This is a genomic window from Propioniciclava sinopodophylli, from assembly GCF_004324755.1.
Lineage (GTDB): Bacteria > Actinomycetota > Actinomycetes > Propionibacteriales > Propionibacteriaceae > Propioniciclava > Propioniciclava sinopodophylli.
This window is the reverse complement of record NZ_SDMQ01000001.1, coordinates 74,607-91,186: the sequence shown is the minus strand read 5'-3', so window position 1 is coordinate 91,186 and position 16,580 is coordinate 74,607. Positions and strand designations below refer to the sequence as shown.

General features: G+C 71.4%; 16 protein-coding genes. 11 read left to right on the top strand and 5 right to left on the bottom strand.

Annotation, left to right across the window (positions count from 1 at the left end; all coding sequences use genetic code 11):
• Nucleotides 1-1,488, bottom strand: coding sequence for an NAD-dependent succinate-semialdehyde dehydrogenase (locus tag ET989_RS00450; RefSeq protein ID WP_131166597.1), 1,488 nt, complete (start codon nt 1,486-1,488; stop codon nt 1-3).
• A gap of 74 nt (nt 1,489-1,562) precedes the next feature.
• On the opposite strand from ET989_RS00450, the gene ET989_RS00445 reads away from it, so the two are divergent.
• Nucleotides 1,563-2,312, top strand: a complete 750-nt coding sequence (locus tag ET989_RS00445) for a phosphoglyceromutase (protein WP_131166596.1) — start codon at nt 1,563-1,565, stop codon at nt 2,310-2,312.
• A 120-nt stretch (nt 2,313-2,432) separates the two neighbouring features.
• Here ET989_RS00445 and phoU read toward each other — a convergent pair whose 3' ends face one another.
• A complete protein-coding gene (phoU, locus tag ET989_RS00440; RefSeq protein WP_131166595.1) occupies nt 2,433-3,098 on the bottom strand; it encodes a phosphate signaling complex protein PhoU in 666 nt (221 codons plus the stop codon).
• 206 nt (nt 3,099-3,304) lie between these two features.
• On the opposite strand from phoU, the gene ET989_RS00435 reads away from it, so the two are divergent.
• From ET989_RS00435 to ET989_RS00425, 3 genes are read left to right on the top strand one after another with little or no spacing between them, the layout of a single operon-like run.
• A complete protein-coding gene (locus tag ET989_RS00435) occupies nt 3,305-4,432 on the top strand; it encodes a sensor histidine kinase (protein WP_165489957.1) in 1,128 nt (375 codons plus the stop codon).
• The gene (locus tag ET989_RS00430; RefSeq protein WP_131166593.1) at nt 4,429-5,106 is read left to right on the top strand and encodes a response regulator transcription factor; all 678 of its coding nucleotides are present in this window, start codon (nt 4,429-4,431) and stop codon (nt 5,104-5,106) included. Before ET989_RS00435 ends, ET989_RS00430 begins: the two co-directional genes overlap by 4 nt.
• Before the next feature lie 34 nt (nt 5,107-5,140).
• Nucleotides 5,141-6,106, top strand: a complete 966-nt coding sequence (locus ET989_RS00425; protein WP_131166592.1) for a ribose-phosphate diphosphokinase — start codon at nt 5,141-5,143, stop codon at nt 6,104-6,106.
• Nucleotides 6,107-6,117: 11 nt separating this feature from the next.
• Here the strand turns inward: ET989_RS00425 and ET989_RS14700 are convergent, their stop codons facing one another.
• Entirely contained in the window at nt 6,118-6,708 is a 591-nt protein-coding gene (locus ET989_RS14700) for a hypothetical protein (RefSeq protein ID WP_165489956.1), read from the bottom strand.
• 348 nt (nt 6,709-7,056) lie between these two features.
• Between ET989_RS14700 and ET989_RS00415 the strand changes: the two genes are divergently transcribed.
• The 3 genes from ET989_RS00415 to ispF are packed head-to-tail and all read left to right on the top strand — an operon-like array spanning nt 7,057 to nt 8,731.
• The gene (locus tag ET989_RS00415; protein ID WP_131166591.1) at nt 7,057-7,542 is read left to right on the top strand and encodes a CarD family transcriptional regulator; all 486 of its coding nucleotides are present in this window, start codon (nt 7,057-7,059) and stop codon (nt 7,540-7,542) included.
• 5 nt (nt 7,543-7,547) lie between these two features.
• Nucleotides 7,548-8,267: a 2-C-methyl-D-erythritol 4-phosphate cytidylyltransferase gene (gene ispD, locus ET989_RS00410; protein ID WP_131166590.1), complete on the top strand. Its 720-nt coding sequence runs from the start codon at nt 7,548-7,550 to the stop codon at nt 8,265-8,267.
• Entirely contained in the window at nt 8,264-8,731 is a 468-nt protein-coding gene (gene ispF / locus ET989_RS00405) for a 2-C-methyl-D-erythritol 2,4-cyclodiphosphate synthase (protein WP_131166589.1), read from the top strand. Before ispD ends, ispF begins: the two co-directional genes overlap by 4 nt.
• 2 nt (nt 8,732-8,733) lie before the next feature.
• Here the strand turns inward: ispF and ET989_RS00400 are convergent, their stop codons facing one another.
• On the bottom strand, nt 8,734-9,912 hold the full coding sequence (locus tag ET989_RS00400; RefSeq protein WP_131166588.1) for a neutral zinc metallopeptidase: 1,179 nt from the start codon (nt 9,910-9,912) through the stop codon (nt 8,734-8,736).
• A gap of 37 nt (nt 9,913-9,949) precedes the next feature.
• Here ET989_RS00400 and ET989_RS00395 point away from each other — a divergent pair, with 37 nt between their 5' ends.
• On the top strand, nt 9,950-11,626 hold the full coding sequence (locus tag ET989_RS00395) for a DUF2207 family protein (protein WP_131166587.1): 1,677 nt from the start codon (nt 9,950-9,952) through the stop codon (nt 11,624-11,626).
• A gap of 10 nt (nt 11,627-11,636) precedes the next feature.
• Here ET989_RS00395 and ET989_RS00390 read toward each other — a convergent pair whose 3' ends face one another.
• Nucleotides 11,637-13,079, bottom strand: coding sequence for a glycine hydroxymethyltransferase (locus ET989_RS00390; protein WP_131166586.1), 1,443 nt, complete (start codon nt 13,077-13,079; stop codon nt 11,637-11,639).
• Between the two features lie 165 nt (nt 13,080-13,244).
• Between ET989_RS00390 and ET989_RS00385 the strand changes: the two genes are divergently transcribed.
• The 3 genes from ET989_RS00385 (at nt 13,245) to ET989_RS00375 (ending at nt 16,580) form a co-directional block, all read left to right on the top strand.
• A complete protein-coding gene (locus tag ET989_RS00385; RefSeq protein ID WP_165489955.1) occupies nt 13,245-14,516 on the top strand; it encodes a S49 family peptidase in 1,272 nt (423 codons plus the stop codon).
• Nucleotides 14,517-14,667: 151 nt separating this feature from the next.
• Nucleotides 14,668-16,191, top strand: coding sequence for an acetaldehyde dehydrogenase ExaC (exaC, locus tag ET989_RS00380; protein WP_131166584.1), 1,524 nt, complete (start codon nt 14,668-14,670; stop codon nt 16,189-16,191).
• The gene (locus ET989_RS00375) at nt 16,191-16,580 is read left to right on the top strand and encodes a DUF779 domain-containing protein (protein ID WP_131166583.1); all 390 of its coding nucleotides are present in this window, start codon (nt 16,191-16,193) and stop codon (nt 16,578-16,580) included. Before exaC ends, ET989_RS00375 begins: the two co-directional genes overlap by 1 nt.

Sequence of the window (16,580 nt, the reverse complement as noted above, 5' to 3'; positions counted from 1 at the left end):
TCAGGCGAACGGGTCGGTGAGGCCCACGTAGACCGTCTCCAGGTACTCCTCGATGCCTTCGGGGCCGCCCTCCCGGCCCAGGCCCGAGTGCTTCACCCCGCCGAACGGGGCTGCGGCGTTCGAGATCGCGGGGGAGTTGACCCCCAGCAACCCCACCTCGAGGCGTTCGGCGAACCGCAGCACCCGCGCCATGTCGCCGGTGTGCAGGTAGCCCGCCAGCCCCACCTCGGACGCGTTGGCGCGGGCCAGCACCTCCTCCTCGGTGTCGAAGGACGTGACGGGGGCCACCGGACCGAAGATCTCCCGGCCCAGGATCGCGGCGTCGGCGGGCACGTCGGCCAGCACGGTCGGCGGGTAGAAGGAGCCGGGGCCTTCCGGGACGGCGCCCCCCGTCGCCACGCGGGCGCCGGCGGCCACGGCGTCCCGCACCAGGGTGTCGACGTCGGCGCGGGCGTCCTCGCTGACGAGCGGCCCAACCTCGACGCCGACGTCCAGCCCGTTGCCGATCGGCAGCGAACCGAGGCGCTCGGTGAGCCGGTCGGTGAACGCCTCGACGACGCCGCGCTGCACGTGGAACGAGTTCGCGGCGTTGCAGGCCTGCCCGATGTTGCGCATCTTCGTCCGGACCGCGTTCTCCACGGCGAGGTCGAGGTCGGCGTCCTCGAAGACGATGAACGGCGCGCACCCGCCGAGCTCCATCGAGGTGCGCAGCACGTTGTCGGCCGAGGTGCGCAGCAGCGACCGTCCGACGGCGGTCGAGCCGGTGAACGACAGCTTGCGCAACCGGCGGTCGGCCAGCAACGGGTCGGTCACCGCGCCGGCGGACGCCGTGGGCACCACGTTGACGACCCCGGCCGGGACGCCCACCGCCTCCAGCACCCGTGCGAGCGCCAGCGAGGTGAGCGGCGTCAGTGCGGCCGGCTTGAGCACGACCGTGCAGCCCGCGGCCAGGGCCGGGGCGATCTTCCGCGTGGCCATCGCGAGCGGGAAGTTCCAGGGCGTGATGAACAGGCAGGGCCCCACCGGACGCCGCACCGTCAGGAGGCGCAGGTTCCCCTCCGGCGAGGCCGCGTAGCGCCCGTTGATGCGGACGGCCTCTTCGGCGTACCAACGCAGGAACTCGGCGCCGTAGGTGACCTCGGCGCGGGCGTCCGTCAGGGGCTTGCCCATCTCGAGGGTCATCAGGGCCGCGAACTCCTCGCCGAGCTCGTGGACCCGCTCGAACGCCGCGCGGAGCAACTCCGACCGGGTGCGCGCGGGCGTCCGAGCCCAGTCGTCCCGGGCGGAGGCCGCCGCGTCCAGTGCCGCCCGGGCGTCGTCGGGGCCCGCTGACGCGATGGTCGCGAGCACGGCCCCGGTCGCCGGGTTGGCGATGTCGAGGGTGGCGCCGTCCGCCGCCGGCCGCCACGCGCCGTCGACGAACAACTCGGTGGGGGCGATCGCCAAGGCACGCGCGGTGACCTCGGCGTGCCGGTGCTGCTCGGTCATCGCGCCATCCTCGCACGCGATCGAAGGGACCGCGGGGGAGACACCCGCGGGGCCGCGGGCGATAGGCTCGGGCCATGACGTACAAGTTGATACTGCTGCGCCACGGCGAGAGCGAGTGGAACCAGAAGAACCTGTTCACGGGCTGGGTGGACGTGGACATCAACGAGAAGGGTGTCGGCGAGGCGAAGAAGGCCGCCGAGATGCTCAAGGCCGAGGGGTTGCTGCCTGAGAAGCTGCACACGTCCCTGCTCCGGCGGGCGATCCACACCGCCTACCTGGCGCTGGACGGCTGCGACCGCCACTGGATCCCCGTCTCCCGCAGCTGGCGCCTCAACGAGCGCCACTACGGCGGCCTGCAGGGCCTCGACAAGGCCGAGACCCTGGCCAAGTACGGCGAGGAACAGTTCATGCTGTGGCGCCGCAGCTACGACACCCCGCCGCCCGTCCTCGACAAGGACGCCGAGTACAGCCAGTACAACGACCCGCGCTACGCCGACATCCCGGCCGACGAGCGCCCCCAGACCGAGTGCCTGGCCGACGTGGTCGTCCGGATGCTGCCGTACTGGGAGTCCGACATCAAGCCGGACCTGGCTGAGGGCAGGACCGTCCTGGTCACCGCGCACGGCAACTCGCTGCGCGCGCTCGTCAAGCACCTCGACGACATCTCCGACGCCGACATCGCGGGCCTGAACATCCCCACCGGCATCCCGCTGTACTACGAGCTGGACGACGACTTCAAGCCGATCACCAAGGGCGGCCGCTACCTCGACCCGGAGGCCGCCAAGGCCGCCATCGAGGCCGTCAAGAACCAGGGCAAGAAGTAGCACCACGCTCGCCGAGGGCTTGCCTCCACACCGCCGAGGGCTCCACCTGCAGCAGCAGGTGGAGCCCTCGGCGTTCTGGAGGCAAGCCCTCGGCGGACTGAACCCAAGCCCTCGGCGGACTCAGGCGATCGTCCAGTTCTCGCCCTCGGGGTGCAGGCCGGTGACGATGTAGATCACGCGGCTTCCCATGAGGACGGCGTGATCGGCAATGCGCTCGTAGTAGCGGCCCAGCAACGCGCAGTCGACGGCGGCCTCGACGCCGTGGTTCCACGAGTCGTCCAGCAGCACGCGGAACTGGTGGGTGCGGAGCTCGTCGATCTCCTCGTCGTGGTCGGCCATCTTCTCGGCGTCCAGCACGTTGCGCTCGCGCAGGGTGCGTCCGGCGGCCTCGACCATCTCGCTGGCCAGGACGGCCATGCGCTGGAAGTTCGGCTGCATCGACTCGGGCACGGCGCCGCGCGGGTAGCGCATGCGGGCGATCTTGGCGATGTGGGCCGACAGGTCGCCCATGCGGGCCAGGTCGGCCACCATGCGCAGGGCGGCCACGAGCGTCCGCAGCTCGCCGGCGACGGGGGACTGGCGGGCCAGCAGCGAGAAGCAGCGCTGCTCGAGGTCGTCGTGGAGGCGGTCGAGCACGACGTCGTCGCCGATCACCTTCTCCGCCGCGGCCAGGTCCGTGGTCAACAGGGCGCGCGTGGCGTCCTGGACGGCGGTTTGGACCCGGTCGGTCATGGTGACGAGATCGGTGACGACGGAGGTGAGTTCCTCGTGGTAGCTCTCGCGCATGTGAGCTCCTTTGCTGGTGGTGCGGTTCCCGTGCGGGCACGGTCGCCCGGAGGTGGGCGAAGACCATGACATTACGGCCCCCGGCAAGCATAATCGGACGCCTCGGCTAACCCCGGGTGAACTCTCGGTGAATGCTCACATCGGAGTGCGGCACGGGTGGGACGGGCCCCGACCCCGGCCGGTCGGATCGGCCTATGCTGGCGGACGTGACGCCTGCCCTTGCCGCCCTCATCGGTGTGGTCGTCGGGCTCCTGGGCGGGTACCTCATCGCCTGGGCGATCGTCCGGCAGCCGAACGAAGGACCTGAACCCGACCCGCTCCTGGAGTTGCGGCGCGTGCTGGACGCCCTGCGTTGCGGCGGGGCCGTCATCGGGCCCATCGACGAGATCCTGGCCGCCAACGAGCCGGCCATCGACCTGGGCATCGTCCGCGGCAATCGGGTCGCCATCCCGGCCCTGCTCACCCAGGTGCGCGAGGTGCGTCGCACGGGGGAGACCGCGGCCATCAACCTCGACCAGACACGCGCCGGCCGCGCCGAGCAACAGCTGGCTGTCCGCGTCCTGCGGCTCGAGGACGGCAACGTGCTCGTCATCGCTGACGACCGCAGCGCCGCCCTGCGCGTACAGGCGTCCGCACGCGACTTCATGGCGAACGCCACCCACGAGCTCAAGACTCCGGTCGGCGCGATCACGCTGCTGGGCGAGGCGGTCGAGCAGGCCGCCGACGACCCCGACGCCGTCGTCCGCTTCTCCCGCAAGATCCAGGCCGAGTCGAGCCGCTTGTCGCTGCTCGTGGCCCAGATCGTCCAGCTCTCCCGCCTGCAGGGGCAGGCACCGGCGAACGCCGAGCGGTTGGAGGTCGACGAGGTCATCGGCAGCGCGCTGGACCGCAGTCGGCAGCTCGCCGAGGCCCGCCGGATCAGCCTGACGCTCGGCGGCGTCCGCGGCCTGGTGGTGCGGGGCTCACGCGAGCAGCTCGTCACCGCACTGGCCAACCTCGTGCACAACGCGATCACGTACTCCGACGACAAGGCGCGCGTCGTCGTCACCACGCGCCCGGTCGAGGACGCCGAGCGCGGCGACCGCATCGCCATTGCCGTCTCCGACAACGGCATCGGGATCTCCGCCGAGGACACTCGGCGCATCTTCGAGCGGTTCTACCGCGTCGACTACGCACGCAGCCGCCAGACGGGCGGCACCGGCCTCGGGTTGTCGATCGTGGCCGAGATCGTCGAGGGGCACGGCGGCGAGGTCGCCGTGTGGAGCAAACTGGGGAGCGGCTCGACCTTCACCATCACCCTGCCCGCCGCCCCCGCTGAGGAGGAAGTCGCATGAGCGTTGTCCTGATCGTCGAGGACGAGGAGAGCTATCGGGACGCCCTGGGCTTCATGCTCGCCAAGGAGGGGTTCGAGGTCCTCCTGGCTGCCGACGGCGAGGAGGGGCTGGCCCAGTTCGAGCGCCACGGCGCCGACATCGTCCTGCTCGACCTGATGATGCCCGGGCTGTCCGGCACCGAGGTGTGCCGCCGCCTGCGCCAGCGCAGCACCGTGCCCATCATCATGGTCACCGCCCGGGACGCCGAGATCGACAAGGTCGTCGGTCTGGAGCTCGGCGCCGACGACTACGTCACCAAGCCGTTCAGCCACCGCGAGCTGGTGGCGCGCGTCCGCGCTGTGCTGCGACGCGGCGTCGACACCGAGCTGATCCCCGACGTGATCGAGGGTTCCGGAGTCCGCATGGACGTCGAGCGCCACGAGGTGTGGGTGGACGGCGAGCCCGTGCGGCTGGCGCTGAAGGAGTTCGAGCTGCTGGAGATGCTGCTGCGCAACGCCGGGCGTGTGATGACCCGTGGCCAGCTCATCGACCGCATCTGGGGAGCTGACTACGTGGGGGACACCAAGACCCTGGATGTCCACGTGAAGCGGCTGCGGGGCAAGATCGAGGCCGACCCGGCGAACCCGCGGATGCTCGTCACCGTGCGTGGCCTGGGCTACAAGTTCAACGGGTAGGCCCCCGGTCCGCCCGCCCGGGCCCGTGCGTAGGATGCGGCCCGTGACCAACGATGTCGTCGTCTTCTCCGGTGCGGCCCACCCCGAGTTCGCCGAGGAGATGTGCGGCCTGCTCGGCGTCGAGCTCTCCCCGACCCGCGTGCAGCGCTTCAGCAACGACTGCGTCCAGGTGCAGCTGCGGGCCAACTGCCGCCAGCGGGACGTCTACATCGTTCAGCCGCTCGTCCCGCCCACGCAGGAGAACCTCGTCGAGCTGCTCATGATGGTGGACGCCGCGCGCGGGGCCTCCGCCGCCCACGTCAACGTCGTCATGCCCCATTACGCGTACGCGCGCTCGGACAAGAAGGACGCCCCGCGCATCTCGGTGGGCGGACGGCTGGTCGCCGACCTGCTGGCCACCGCCGGTGCGACGCGCGTGCTGACCATGGCGCTGCACTCGGAGCAGGTCCACGGCTTCTTCTCCGTCCCGGTCGACCACCTGACCGCCCTGCCGGTGCTGGCCGATCACTACCGCGGGCGCGACCTCTCCAACACCGTGGTGGTCTCACCCGACTTCGGTAACGCCAAGGACGCCGGACGGTTCGCGCGCGCTCTGGGCGTCGAGGTGGCCGCCGGCTCCAAGCAGCGCAAGGGCGACGACACGGTCGTCATCGACGCCATCGTGGGCGACGTGGCCGGGAAGGACTGCATCGTGCTGGACGACGAGATCGCCACGGGCGGCTCGATCGTCACCCTCATCGACGCGCTGTGCGACTACGGAGTCAACAGCATCTCGGTGGCGACCACTCACGGCCTGTTCACCGGAAACGCCGTCGAGCGCCTGGGCGCCGTCGAGGCCATCGATGAGATCGTGACGACCAACACGGTCCCGCAGGACAAGCCCGTCGAGAAGCTGCGGGTGCTGTCGGTGGCGCCGTTGTTCGCCGAGGCGGTGCGGCGCATCCACCTCGGCGAGTCGGTCAGCACGCTGTTCTCCGAGGAGAACACCTACGGGGAGTGAAACCCCCGGCGTCAGGGTGTCGGGGTCGCCGACGGGGCCGGCGTGGCCGCCGGGGCGGTGGCTGTCGCGGCCGGGGACGCGACGGGCGAGGGGGATAACGAGGAGTAGATCGGGTTCTCGTAGCTCATGACCGGCGCCTGGGCGGACGCCTGGGCGCCCGACTCGAAGGTCAGCGTGAGGTCCACCAGCAGGCCCGGCTTCAGGTCGGGGCTCGTGACTGTATACGGGTCGCCGTCGGTGAGCACCGCGATCTGGTTGGGCCTGAGCTCCACGGGGCTGCCGGTCACGGTCAACGGGGCGCCGACTGTGTTGTCGGCCCTGCGGGCGTTGCCCTCGACCTTGACCAGGCGGTCGGCGACCGGGGAGACAATGGAGGCGGACAGGATGCCCTGGCCCTCCGCGTCGGAGACGACCAGCAGGTTGCGCACCTTCAACTGCCGACCGGCCTCGCCCGCGGCGACGTCGACGTTCACGCCATGGGCGGGCGTGTAGGGCTGGAGGGTCTGCATGTTGAAGCCACAACCGGTCAGCAGCAGGCTGACGCCGAGGCCGGCGACGAACGTGCTTGCGGCCCGGCGGCGACGACGGGTGCTGGAATCCATGGCAGGAGCCTCCTGGTTCGGGACTTCAATCTCGCAGACACAATAACGAAACACCGCTGCGGATGGTTAGCCGCAGCACCCCGCGGTGGACAACGTTGTCAAACCGGGACCCGGCGGGCCACGAAAGGACGTTGCGTGCAACGTGTGGCAACACGGGGCGGCGGCGCTGGCGTCCGGCGGGTCGGCGTTCTAGGTTGGTAACGACGCGCTTGGATGGGGCGAGGTCTACCCCGGAGCACACTCTCCGCCGCTTGTCAAGAGGTCAAAGTCGCTCTGACAACGCCTCATGCCACCGCGGAGCCCCGAGGGGCCGTGGTAGACTGGCGTTTGGGAAAGGGGTCAATGAATATGACTTTTCAGGTCGGCGAAACGGTCGTGTACCCGAACCATGGGGCCGCTGTGATCGAAGACATCGAAACCCGGACGATCAAGGGAGAGGAGCGCCTCTACCTCGTCCTCCGCATCGTCGGCCAGAACGACTTGGTGGTGCGGGTCCCGGCCTGCAACCTCGACCTGGTGGGCGTACGCGACGTCGTCGACGCGGACGGCCTCGAGCGTGTGTTCGGCGTCCTGCGCGCCGCGCACACCGAGGAGCCGACCAACTGGTCGCGCCGCTACAAGGCGAACCTCGAGAAGCTGCACTCCGGCAACGTCATGAAGGTGGCCGAGGTCGTCCGGGACCTGTGGCGCCGTGAGCGTGAGCGCGGCCTGTCCGCCGGCGAGAAGCGAATGCTGGCCAAGGCGCGCCAGATCCTCGTCTCCGAGCTCGCGCTCGCCGAGAAGGTCTCCGACGACCGCGCGGAGGTCATGCTCGACGAGGTGCTGGCCTCGTAACACCCATGGGTGAACACAACAATCCCGTACCGGTCGTCGCCATCGTGGTGGCGGCCGGTTCCGGTTCCCGGCTGGGGGCCGCGGTGCCCAAGGCGCTCGTGCCGGTCGCGGGCGTCCCGCTGGTGACGCGCGCCATCGAGCGGCTGGCCGAGGGTGGCGTCGGCGAGGTCATCGTCGTTGTGCCCGCCGCCGAGCGCGAGGCCTTCGTCGAGGTGCTGGCGTCCGCGCCCGTGCCCGTGATCTGGGTCGACGGGGGAGCGGAGCGGCAGGACTCCGTCGCCAACGGCCTGGCCGCCCTGCCCGACCTGGACGAGGCGGACGCCGAGGGCCAGGTCGTCCTCGTCCATGACGCCGCCCGGGCCTTCGTGCCCGCCGAGGTCGTCGCGCGGGTGATCGAGGCGGTCCGGGCCGGGGCGGACGCCGTCGTGCCGGCCGTCCCCGTCTCCGACACCGTCCGCGAGCTCACCGACACCGGCTCGGTGGTGGTCGACCGCGCCCGCCTCCGCGCCGTCCAGACCCCGCAGGGCTTCCGCCGGGGCCTCCTCGAGGACGCCCACGCCGCCCTCTACGAGACCCGGATGACTGTTACCGATGACGCGGCCGCCGCGGAGTACATCGGCTGCGACGTGGTGCTCGTCGAGGGTTCCCGCGACGCGTTCAAGGTGACCGACCCGTTCGACCTCGTGGTCGCCGAGGCCATCGCCGCGCGCGGGGAACCCGCATGAGGGTGGGCATCGGGACGGACGTCCACGCGCTGAAGGCCGGCGTGCCGATGTGGTGCGCGGGCCTGCACTTCCCCGACGAGCCGGCCGGCCTGGCCGGGCACTCCGACGGCGACGTCGCCGCACACGCGGCCTGCGACGCGCTGTTGTCGGCCGCCGGGCTGGGTGACCTGGGCTCCAACTACGGCACCGCCGAGCCCGAGTGGGCCGGGGCGTCCGGCGTGGCCTTCCTGGCCGAGACCGCCCGGCGCGTGCGCGCGGCTGGGTTCGAGATCGGCAATGTCGCGGTGCAGGTTGTCGGCAACCGCCCCCGCCTGTCCGGGCGGCGCGCCGAGGCCGAGGCCGTGCTGTCGGAGGCACTCGGGGCGCCGGTGACCCTGTCGGGCACCACGACCGACGGGCTGGGCCTCACCGGGCGCGGCGAGGGCGTCGCGGCGGTCGCCACGGCCCTCCTGCTCGCCCCGTAGGGTCAGCGCACCTCGTCCGAGCCGGCCACGAAGCTGTTGCAGACTCCCGCGGCGTCCGAGCCGAGGCCGCGGTTGAACCAGTCCTGGCGCGCGCTGCCGGTGCCGTGGCCGCCCGAGTAGCCCGGACGCCCCGTCAACACGTCGTCGCCCAAGTTCCACGCGAGCTCGCCGAGCCCGGCCAGCTCGCGTGCCCCCAGCGACTGGCTCTGCGCGACCGAGCGCACGTACTGGCCGGCGAAGCAGTCCGCCTGCACCTCGGTCCGGCGGGAGAGGTCCATCGCCTCGCGCTCGGTGCGGGCATCCTGCTCCAGGTACTTCTCGGAGATGAGGATGGCGGCGCGCGCCTGGATCGCGTGCCCGAACTCGTGGGCGAGGATCACCTCGGCCGCGTACGGGGCGCTCGCCACCCGCGCGGGGAACGCCCGCAGCAGCGAGTTGGCGTAGTAGACGCGCTGGTCGCCGGTGCAGTAGGCGGCGTTCACCTCGGCGAAGTCGCCGCAGGCCGTCTTGATCGGGCGCGTGTAGACCACCACCGGTGGGCGTGGCATCTCGAAGCCCGCGGCTTCGACGGGCCCGGCGAAGACCGTCATCAGGCACGCCATCAGCTCGTTGAAGTGCGACTCCTTCTCGGCCGCGGAGGCGGAGCCGACGTCGACCGGCGCCATCCGGCAGTTGGTCGGCGTGGGGATCTGCTGTTCGTACAGCGGGTTCTCGCGCACGAGGCGCCCGGCGGCGTCCATGTTGCGGGGGCCCGGCACGGCCGGCGGGTTCCGGGTGGCGGCCGGGGGCGTGTAGTCCTCGTTCCGGTACGGCGAGGTCGGGTCCCCCGGCACCTGGGGGGCCGGGGCGGGGGCGTCTGGACGCGGGGGCACGGGCGTTCGGGGCGCCTCGATGCCCGGCGCCTGGTCGAGCAGCCCGCGCACGAACGAGGCCAGCATCAGGATGGCGACCACCGCCATCACCACGCGGACCGCGTTGGCCAGCCCGCTGCCCGGACGCCGGCGCGGGGGCTGGGGCGGCGGCCACTGCTGGGGCGGGCGCTGCCACTGCTGCTGGGCCGGCCAAGGCTGCTGCAGCCCGCGCTGCTGGGGCCAGCCCTGCCACTGCCGGGGCTGCGGGGGCGGGGGCCATGCCCCGCCGCGCTGGGGCGGCGGTGGGGCTCCCCACGGGGTCTGGCTCACGCCGCCACCCTAGCGGGCGTGCGGTAGGTTCACTCACGTGAGCCCCGTCCGCACCGCCCTGGGCCGCCTCGTCGCGGCGCTGCTCCTCGCCGTGGCCGTCGTGTCCGTCCCACTGCCGGCGTCGGCCGCCACCGAGGTCGAGTCGTACATCGTCGACGCCACGATCGCCGCCGACGGCGGGCTGAGGGTGCGCGCGACGATCACGCCCGACGGAGGGGCGGGCGAGGTCGTCCAGCGGTTCGCGACCACCCTGCCCACGAGCGACGCGCGCGAGTTCCAGTTCACCCTCGAGGACGTGCGCGCGACCCGCGGTGGGGCGGACGCCGGCGCCCGGGTGACCCGCGATGGCGGTTACGAGGTCGTCGCGATCCCCGTCGACGGCGCCGAGCCTGTGGTGCTGGAGTACACGGTGCGGGGAGCGGCCATCGCCACCGAGGACACCACCACCGTCACCTGGCGCCTCCTGCAGGGCCTGAACCTGCCCGTGCGGTCGTTCGAGGCGACCGTGGCCGTCCCGGCCCCCTTCACGATGATCGACTGCGCCGCCGGCCCACCCGGGGCGCCCGGCGCCTGCGGGTGGTACTCCGGCGGCACGCACGAGAACCCCGTCCCGACGTTCAACGACGGCCCGCGCGGCGCCGGCGAGGTCGTCCAGGTCATGGTGCGCTTCCCGGCCGGGACCGTGGCGTCCGACCAGCAGGTCGTGCAGCGCTGGTCGCTCGACCGCGCCTTCTCGCTGGCCCCCCTGCCCGCCGCGATCGCCGCCGGCATCGCGGCGCTCGGCCTGGTCGGGCTGTACCTGGTACGACGACGCTTCCGGGCGGCCGAGGTGGCCGACCCGACCCCCACGCTCGTGGGCACCTTCCGGCCCGCCGGCGCGGGCTACTCGGCGTTCGAGGTGTCCGACGGCATCCGCCCCGGGCAGGTCGGCACGCTCGTCGACGAGTCGGTCGACCCCGTCGACATCACCGCCACCCTGCTGGACCTGGCCGTCCGCGGCCACCTGCTGATCCGCGAGCTGCCGCACCGCTCCACCTACGCGCGCGCCGACTGGGAGTTCGAGCGCCGCTTCTCCGACGACCCGTTGCGCCCCTACGAGCGAACCCTGCTGGACGCCGTCGCCCCCGCCGACGGGTCGGTGCGCTGCTCGAACCTGGGCGCCTGCGTCGCCGAGGTGCTGCCCGAGGTCCGGTCGCAGCTGTACGACGACGTCGTGGAGCGCGGCTGGTTCTCCCGCCGCCCGGACGCCGTGCGCTCGGTCATGACCCGGGTCGGCTGGGTGCTGCTCGCGTTGGCGATCGTGGTCGCGCTGCTGCTCATCGCGTTCACGTCCTTCGGGGGCGCGGCCCTGGTGCTCGTCGCGCTGGCGGGCGGGTTCGGCCTGATGGCGCAGGAAGCCCCGACGCGGACGAAGGCCGGCTCCGGCCTGCACGCGGGCCTCGGCCTGCTGCGGGGGCACCTGCTCACCCAGCCGGTCGAGGAGATGCCGCCCGGCCACGCCGTGGAAGAGCTCTCCAAGGTGTTGCCGTTCGCGGTCGTGCTCGGCGGTGCGGACCGCTGGCTCGACGGCCTGGCGGCCACCGACCGCGACAACACCTCGGACGAGACCGAACTCGACTGGTACCACGGCCCGGAGGGCTGGCACCTGGCCGACCTCCCGGACTCCCTGCGCAACTTCGTCACCACGGTGGAGGGGTCGCTCCTCCAGCGCTGAGGGTCAGCCCTCAGAGCTCCAGGCCGGGGTACAGGGGGTTGGCGTCCAGCAGCTCGGCGGCGGACGCCTTGGTGCGGTCGGCGACCCCGTCGGCGAGCGAGTACTTCGCCTTGCCGGGCTGGCCGTTGGACGCCGTGACCGGCGTCGTCTGCTTCAGCACGTCCACCATCAGCTCGGCCACGCGGTCGAACTCGTCGGCGCCGAAGCCGCGCGAGGTGAGCGCGGGCGTCCCGATGCGGACGCCGGAGGTGTACCAGGCGCCGTTCGGGTCGCGCGGGATCGAGTTGCGGTTGGTGACCACGCCCGAGTCGAGCAGGGCCGACTCGGCCTGGCGGCCGGTGAGGCCGAACGAGGTTGTGACGTCGAGCAGCACGAGGTGGTTGTCGGTGCCGTCGGTGACCAGCTTCACGCCGCGCTTCATCAGGCCCTCGGCCAGCGCGTGTGCGTTGTCGGCCACCTTCTGGGCGTAGGCCTGGAAGTCGGGCGTCCGCGCCTCGGCGAACGCCACGGCCTTGGCGGCCATCACGTGCGACAGCGGGCCGCCGAGCACCATCGGGCAGCCCTTGTCGACCGCGTCGGAGTACTCCTTGGTGGCGAGCACGAAGCCGCCGCGCGGGCCGCGCAGCGACTTGTGGGTGGTCGAGGCGACGATGTCGGCGTACGGCACCGGGTTCTCCTCGCCGGTGAACACCTTGCCCGCCACGAGGCCGGCGAAGTGCGCCATGTCGACGAACAGAGTGGCGCCCACGGCGTCCGCGATCTCGCGCATCCTCGCGAAGTTCACCCGGCGCGGGTAGGCGGAGTAGCCGGCCACGATCACCAGCGGCTTGAACTCACGCGCGGTCGCCAGCAACTGGTCGTAGTCGATCAGGCCGGTCTCGGGATCGGTGCCGTAGCTGAGCTGCTCGAACATCTTGCCGGAGATGTTGTGGCGGAAGCCGTGGGTGAGGTGGCCACCGGCGTCCAGACTCATGCCCATGACGCGCTGGGAGTTGAACTCCCGGCGCAGCGCCTCCCAGTCGGAGTGTGACAGGTCGTTGACGTTCTTGGCGCCCAGGCGAGCCAGCGTCGGCGACTCGATGCGCGTGTTCAGGATCGCCCAGTAGGCCACGAGGTTCGCGTCGATGCCGGAGTGGGGCTGCACGTAGGCGTACTCGGAGCCGAACAGCTCGCGCGCGTGCTCGGCCGCGACGCTCTCGACGGTGTCGATGTTCTGGCAGCCGGCGTAGAAGCGGTGGCCGATGGTGCCCTCGGCGTACTTGTCGCTCAGCCAGTTGCCCATCGTGAGCAGGGTGGCGAGCGAGGCGTAGTTCTCGGACGCGATCAACTTCAGTGAGGCGCGCTGGTCGTCGAGTTCGGAGCGGATCGCTCCGCTGATCCGCGGCTCCACCGACTCGATGACGGACAGGGCCTGTGCGTAGGCGCTGGACGCGGTGGCGGCGAGGTCGGACACGAGGGACTCCTTCGTTGGGCGTACCCCCTCAACATACTGTCCGGACGGCCGGGGTACCGACCTTTGTCTGGCCGCCGGACGGTGCCCCCGGAGCCGCCGGTCGATGTCGGTCCACCGATGGGCCCGACTACGTTGGCGGGCAAGCCCCCCGACCGAGGAGATGACGTGAGCCAAGACTCGCAGCAGCCCCAGCAGCCCCAGCAGCCCCACCAGCCCCAGCAGCACCCCGAGGCGTCCGGTCCGCAGCAGGACCCGCACCCCCAGCCCGCACCGCGACCCATGGCGCCCCCTTACCAGCCCGCGCCGCCCTCGCTGTCGCCGATGGCCCTCGCCAAGCCGGCCCCGTTCCGCCGCGGCTTCGGGCTCGGCGCGGGCGCCGGCCTCGGCTTCGGCGGCGCGATGCTGGTGTTCTCCCTGCTCGCCAGCCTGCTGACCGGCCTGATGATGATGGGCTTCGCCGGCGCCGCGTCCACGCTGTCCGGCAGCGGCCAGACGGCGGTCGAGCCGCTGGCCACCGTGTGGGGCAAGGACACCGCCACCAGGAAGCTCCGCGCCATCCCCGTGGCCGGGGCCATCCAGACGCGCGCGGCCGACGGGTTCGCCCTCGCCGAGGGCACCTACGGTTACGAGGTCGCCGACGTGCTCGACGCCCTGGAGGCCGACGACACCGACGGCGTCATCCTGATGATGGACACCCCCGGCGGCACCGTCACCGGCTCCAAGGCCATCGCGGACGCCGTGGACCGCTACCGCGAGCGCACCAACAAGAAGGTCTACGCCTTCGTGCAGGGCATGTCGGCCTCCGGCGGCATGTACGCGATGGCGGGAGCCGACGAGATCATCGCCGACCACGGCACCACCGTCGGCAGCGTGGGCGTCATCATGGGCCCCCTCGAGCGCTACCGCGACGTCACCGGCATGGGCAGCATCATGGGTGCCGTCGAGGCCGGCTCGATCACGCAGGAGTACATCACCGCAGGCAAGGGCAAGGACGCCGGCCAGCCGTTCCGCGACCTCACCCCCGAGGAGCGCGCGAACCTGACCGACATCACCAACGAGATGTACGACGACTTCGTGAACCACGTCGCCACCAAGCGCGGCATCGACCGGGCCGTGATCGTCGACCAGCTCGGCGCCGGCATGTTCACCGGCCAGAAGGCCAAGGAGGTCGGCTACATCGACGAGGTCATGGGCCGCGACGAGGCCATGCGCCACTTCGCCACCGGCGCGGGCCTCGACCCGGCCGACACCAAGGTCGTCCAGGCCACCGCCCCCGGCCTGTGGGCGAGCCTGTTCGGCGTCGAGGCGCGCCCGTGGGGCGTGGCGCCGGCCGCGCAGCCGGTCGGCGGGCAGCCCGCCCGCGCCACCGCGCAGATGTGCACCGACCCCACCGCCCCCCTGGTGTGGCACGGGCCGCTGGTGGGCGTCTGCAGCTGACCCCACCCAGCCTGACGAGGGGCCCGGACGCACGGCGTCCGGGCCCCTTTCTGGTCGTGTCGACCCCTTTCGCTCGGGCGCCTGCTTGGACAGACTGTCCCCCTACGCCCACGCCATCGACGTGGGTGTCCGCATATCGAGGAGGATCTGCATGACCGTGTACACGCCGCCCGGGCACGACGGGAGCTCGATCGAGGTCAAGTCCCGCTACGGGCACTACATCGGGGGAGAGTGGGTCGACCCCGTCAAGGGCGAGTACTTCGAGAACATCACGCCGGTCACCGGCCAAGCGTTCACCGAGGTGGGCCGCGGGACCGCCGAGGACATCGACAAGGCGCTGGACGCCGCCCACGCCGCAGCGGACGCCTGGGGGAAGACCTCGCCGGCCGAGCGCGCCGTCATCCTCAACAAGATCGCCGACCGGATGGAGCAGAACCTCGAGGACATCGCGGTCTTCGAGACCTGGGACAACGGCAAGGCCGTCCGCGAGACGCTGAACGCCGACATCCCGCTCGCGATCGACCACTTCCGCTACTTCGCCGGCGCGATCCGGGCGCAGGAGGGCCGCCTCTCCCAGCTCGACGAGACCACCGTGGCCTACCACTTCCACGAGCCGTTGGGCGTCGTCGGCCAGATCATCCCGTGGAACTTCCCCATCCTGATGGCCGTGTGGAAGCTCGCCCCCGCGCTGGCCGCCGGCAACTGCATCGTGCTGAAGCCGGCCGAGCAGACGCCGTGGTCGATCTTGAAGCTGTTCGAGATCATCGGCGACCTGTTGCCCCCGGGCGTGGTCAACATCGTCAACGGCTTCGGCGTCGAGGCCGGCAAGCCGCTGGCGTCCAGCCCGCGCATCGCCAAGATCGCGTTCACGGGCGAGACCACCACCGGCCGCCTGATCATGCAGTACGCGAGCCAGAACATCATCCCGGTCACCCTGGAACTGGGCGGCAAGAGCCCGAACGTCTTCTTCGAGGACGTGGCCGAGTCCAAGGACGCCTTCTACGACAAGGCGCTGGAGGGCTTCGCCTTCTTCGCGCTCAACAACGGTGAGGTGTGCACCTGCCCGAGCCGCGCGCTCATCCAGGCGTCCATCTACGACGAGTTCCTGTCCGACGGCATCAAGCGCGTCGAGGCGGTCAAGCGCGGCAACCCCCTCGACACCGACACGATGATGGGCGCGCAGGCGTCGAACGACCAGTACGAGAAGATCCTGTCCTACATCCAGATCGGCAAGGAGGAGGGCGCGAAGATCCTCACCGGCGGCGAGCCCGTCGACCTGGGCGGGGACCTGTCGGGCGGCTACTACATCCAGCCGACGGTCTTCGAGGGCGTCAACACCATGCGCATCTTCCAGGAGGAGATCTTCGGCCCCGTCGTCTCGGTGACGAAGTTCGCCGACGACGCCGAGGCGCTGTCGATCGCCAACGACACCCTGTACGGCCTCGGCGCCGGCGTCTGGTCGCGCCACACGCACCGGGCGTACACGATGGGCCGGGCGATCAAGGCCGGGCGCGTGTGGACGAACTGCTACCACCACTACCCGGCGCACGCCGCATTCGGCGGCTACAAGCAGTCCGGCATCGGCCGCGAGAACCACTTGATGATGTTGTCGCACTACCAGCAGACCAAGAACCTGCTGGTGTCCTACGCGCAGGACAAGTTGGGCTTCTTCTGATGGACGCCCCCGCCTTCGCGCGGGTCGCGTTCACCGACGCGGCGGCGGACCTCGTCCGCCGCCTCGTCGGGCGGCACGGCCCGGTGATGTTCCACCAGTCAGGCGGCTGCTGCGACGGCTCGGCGCCCATGTGCTACCCCGACGGCGACTTCCTCACCGGGGACGCCGACATCTGCCTCGGCGAGGTGCCCGTCGAGGGCCTGGAGGCCCCGGTGCCGTTCTGGATGTCGAAGGCCCAGTACGGGTACTGGAAGCACACGCACCTGACCGTCGACGTCGTCAAGGGTCGCGGCGCGGGCTTCTCGCTCGAGGCGCCCGAAGGAGTCCGGTTCCTCATCCGGTCGCGGTTGATGACCGAGGATGAGTCCCGGCACTTCGGCCTGCTGTGA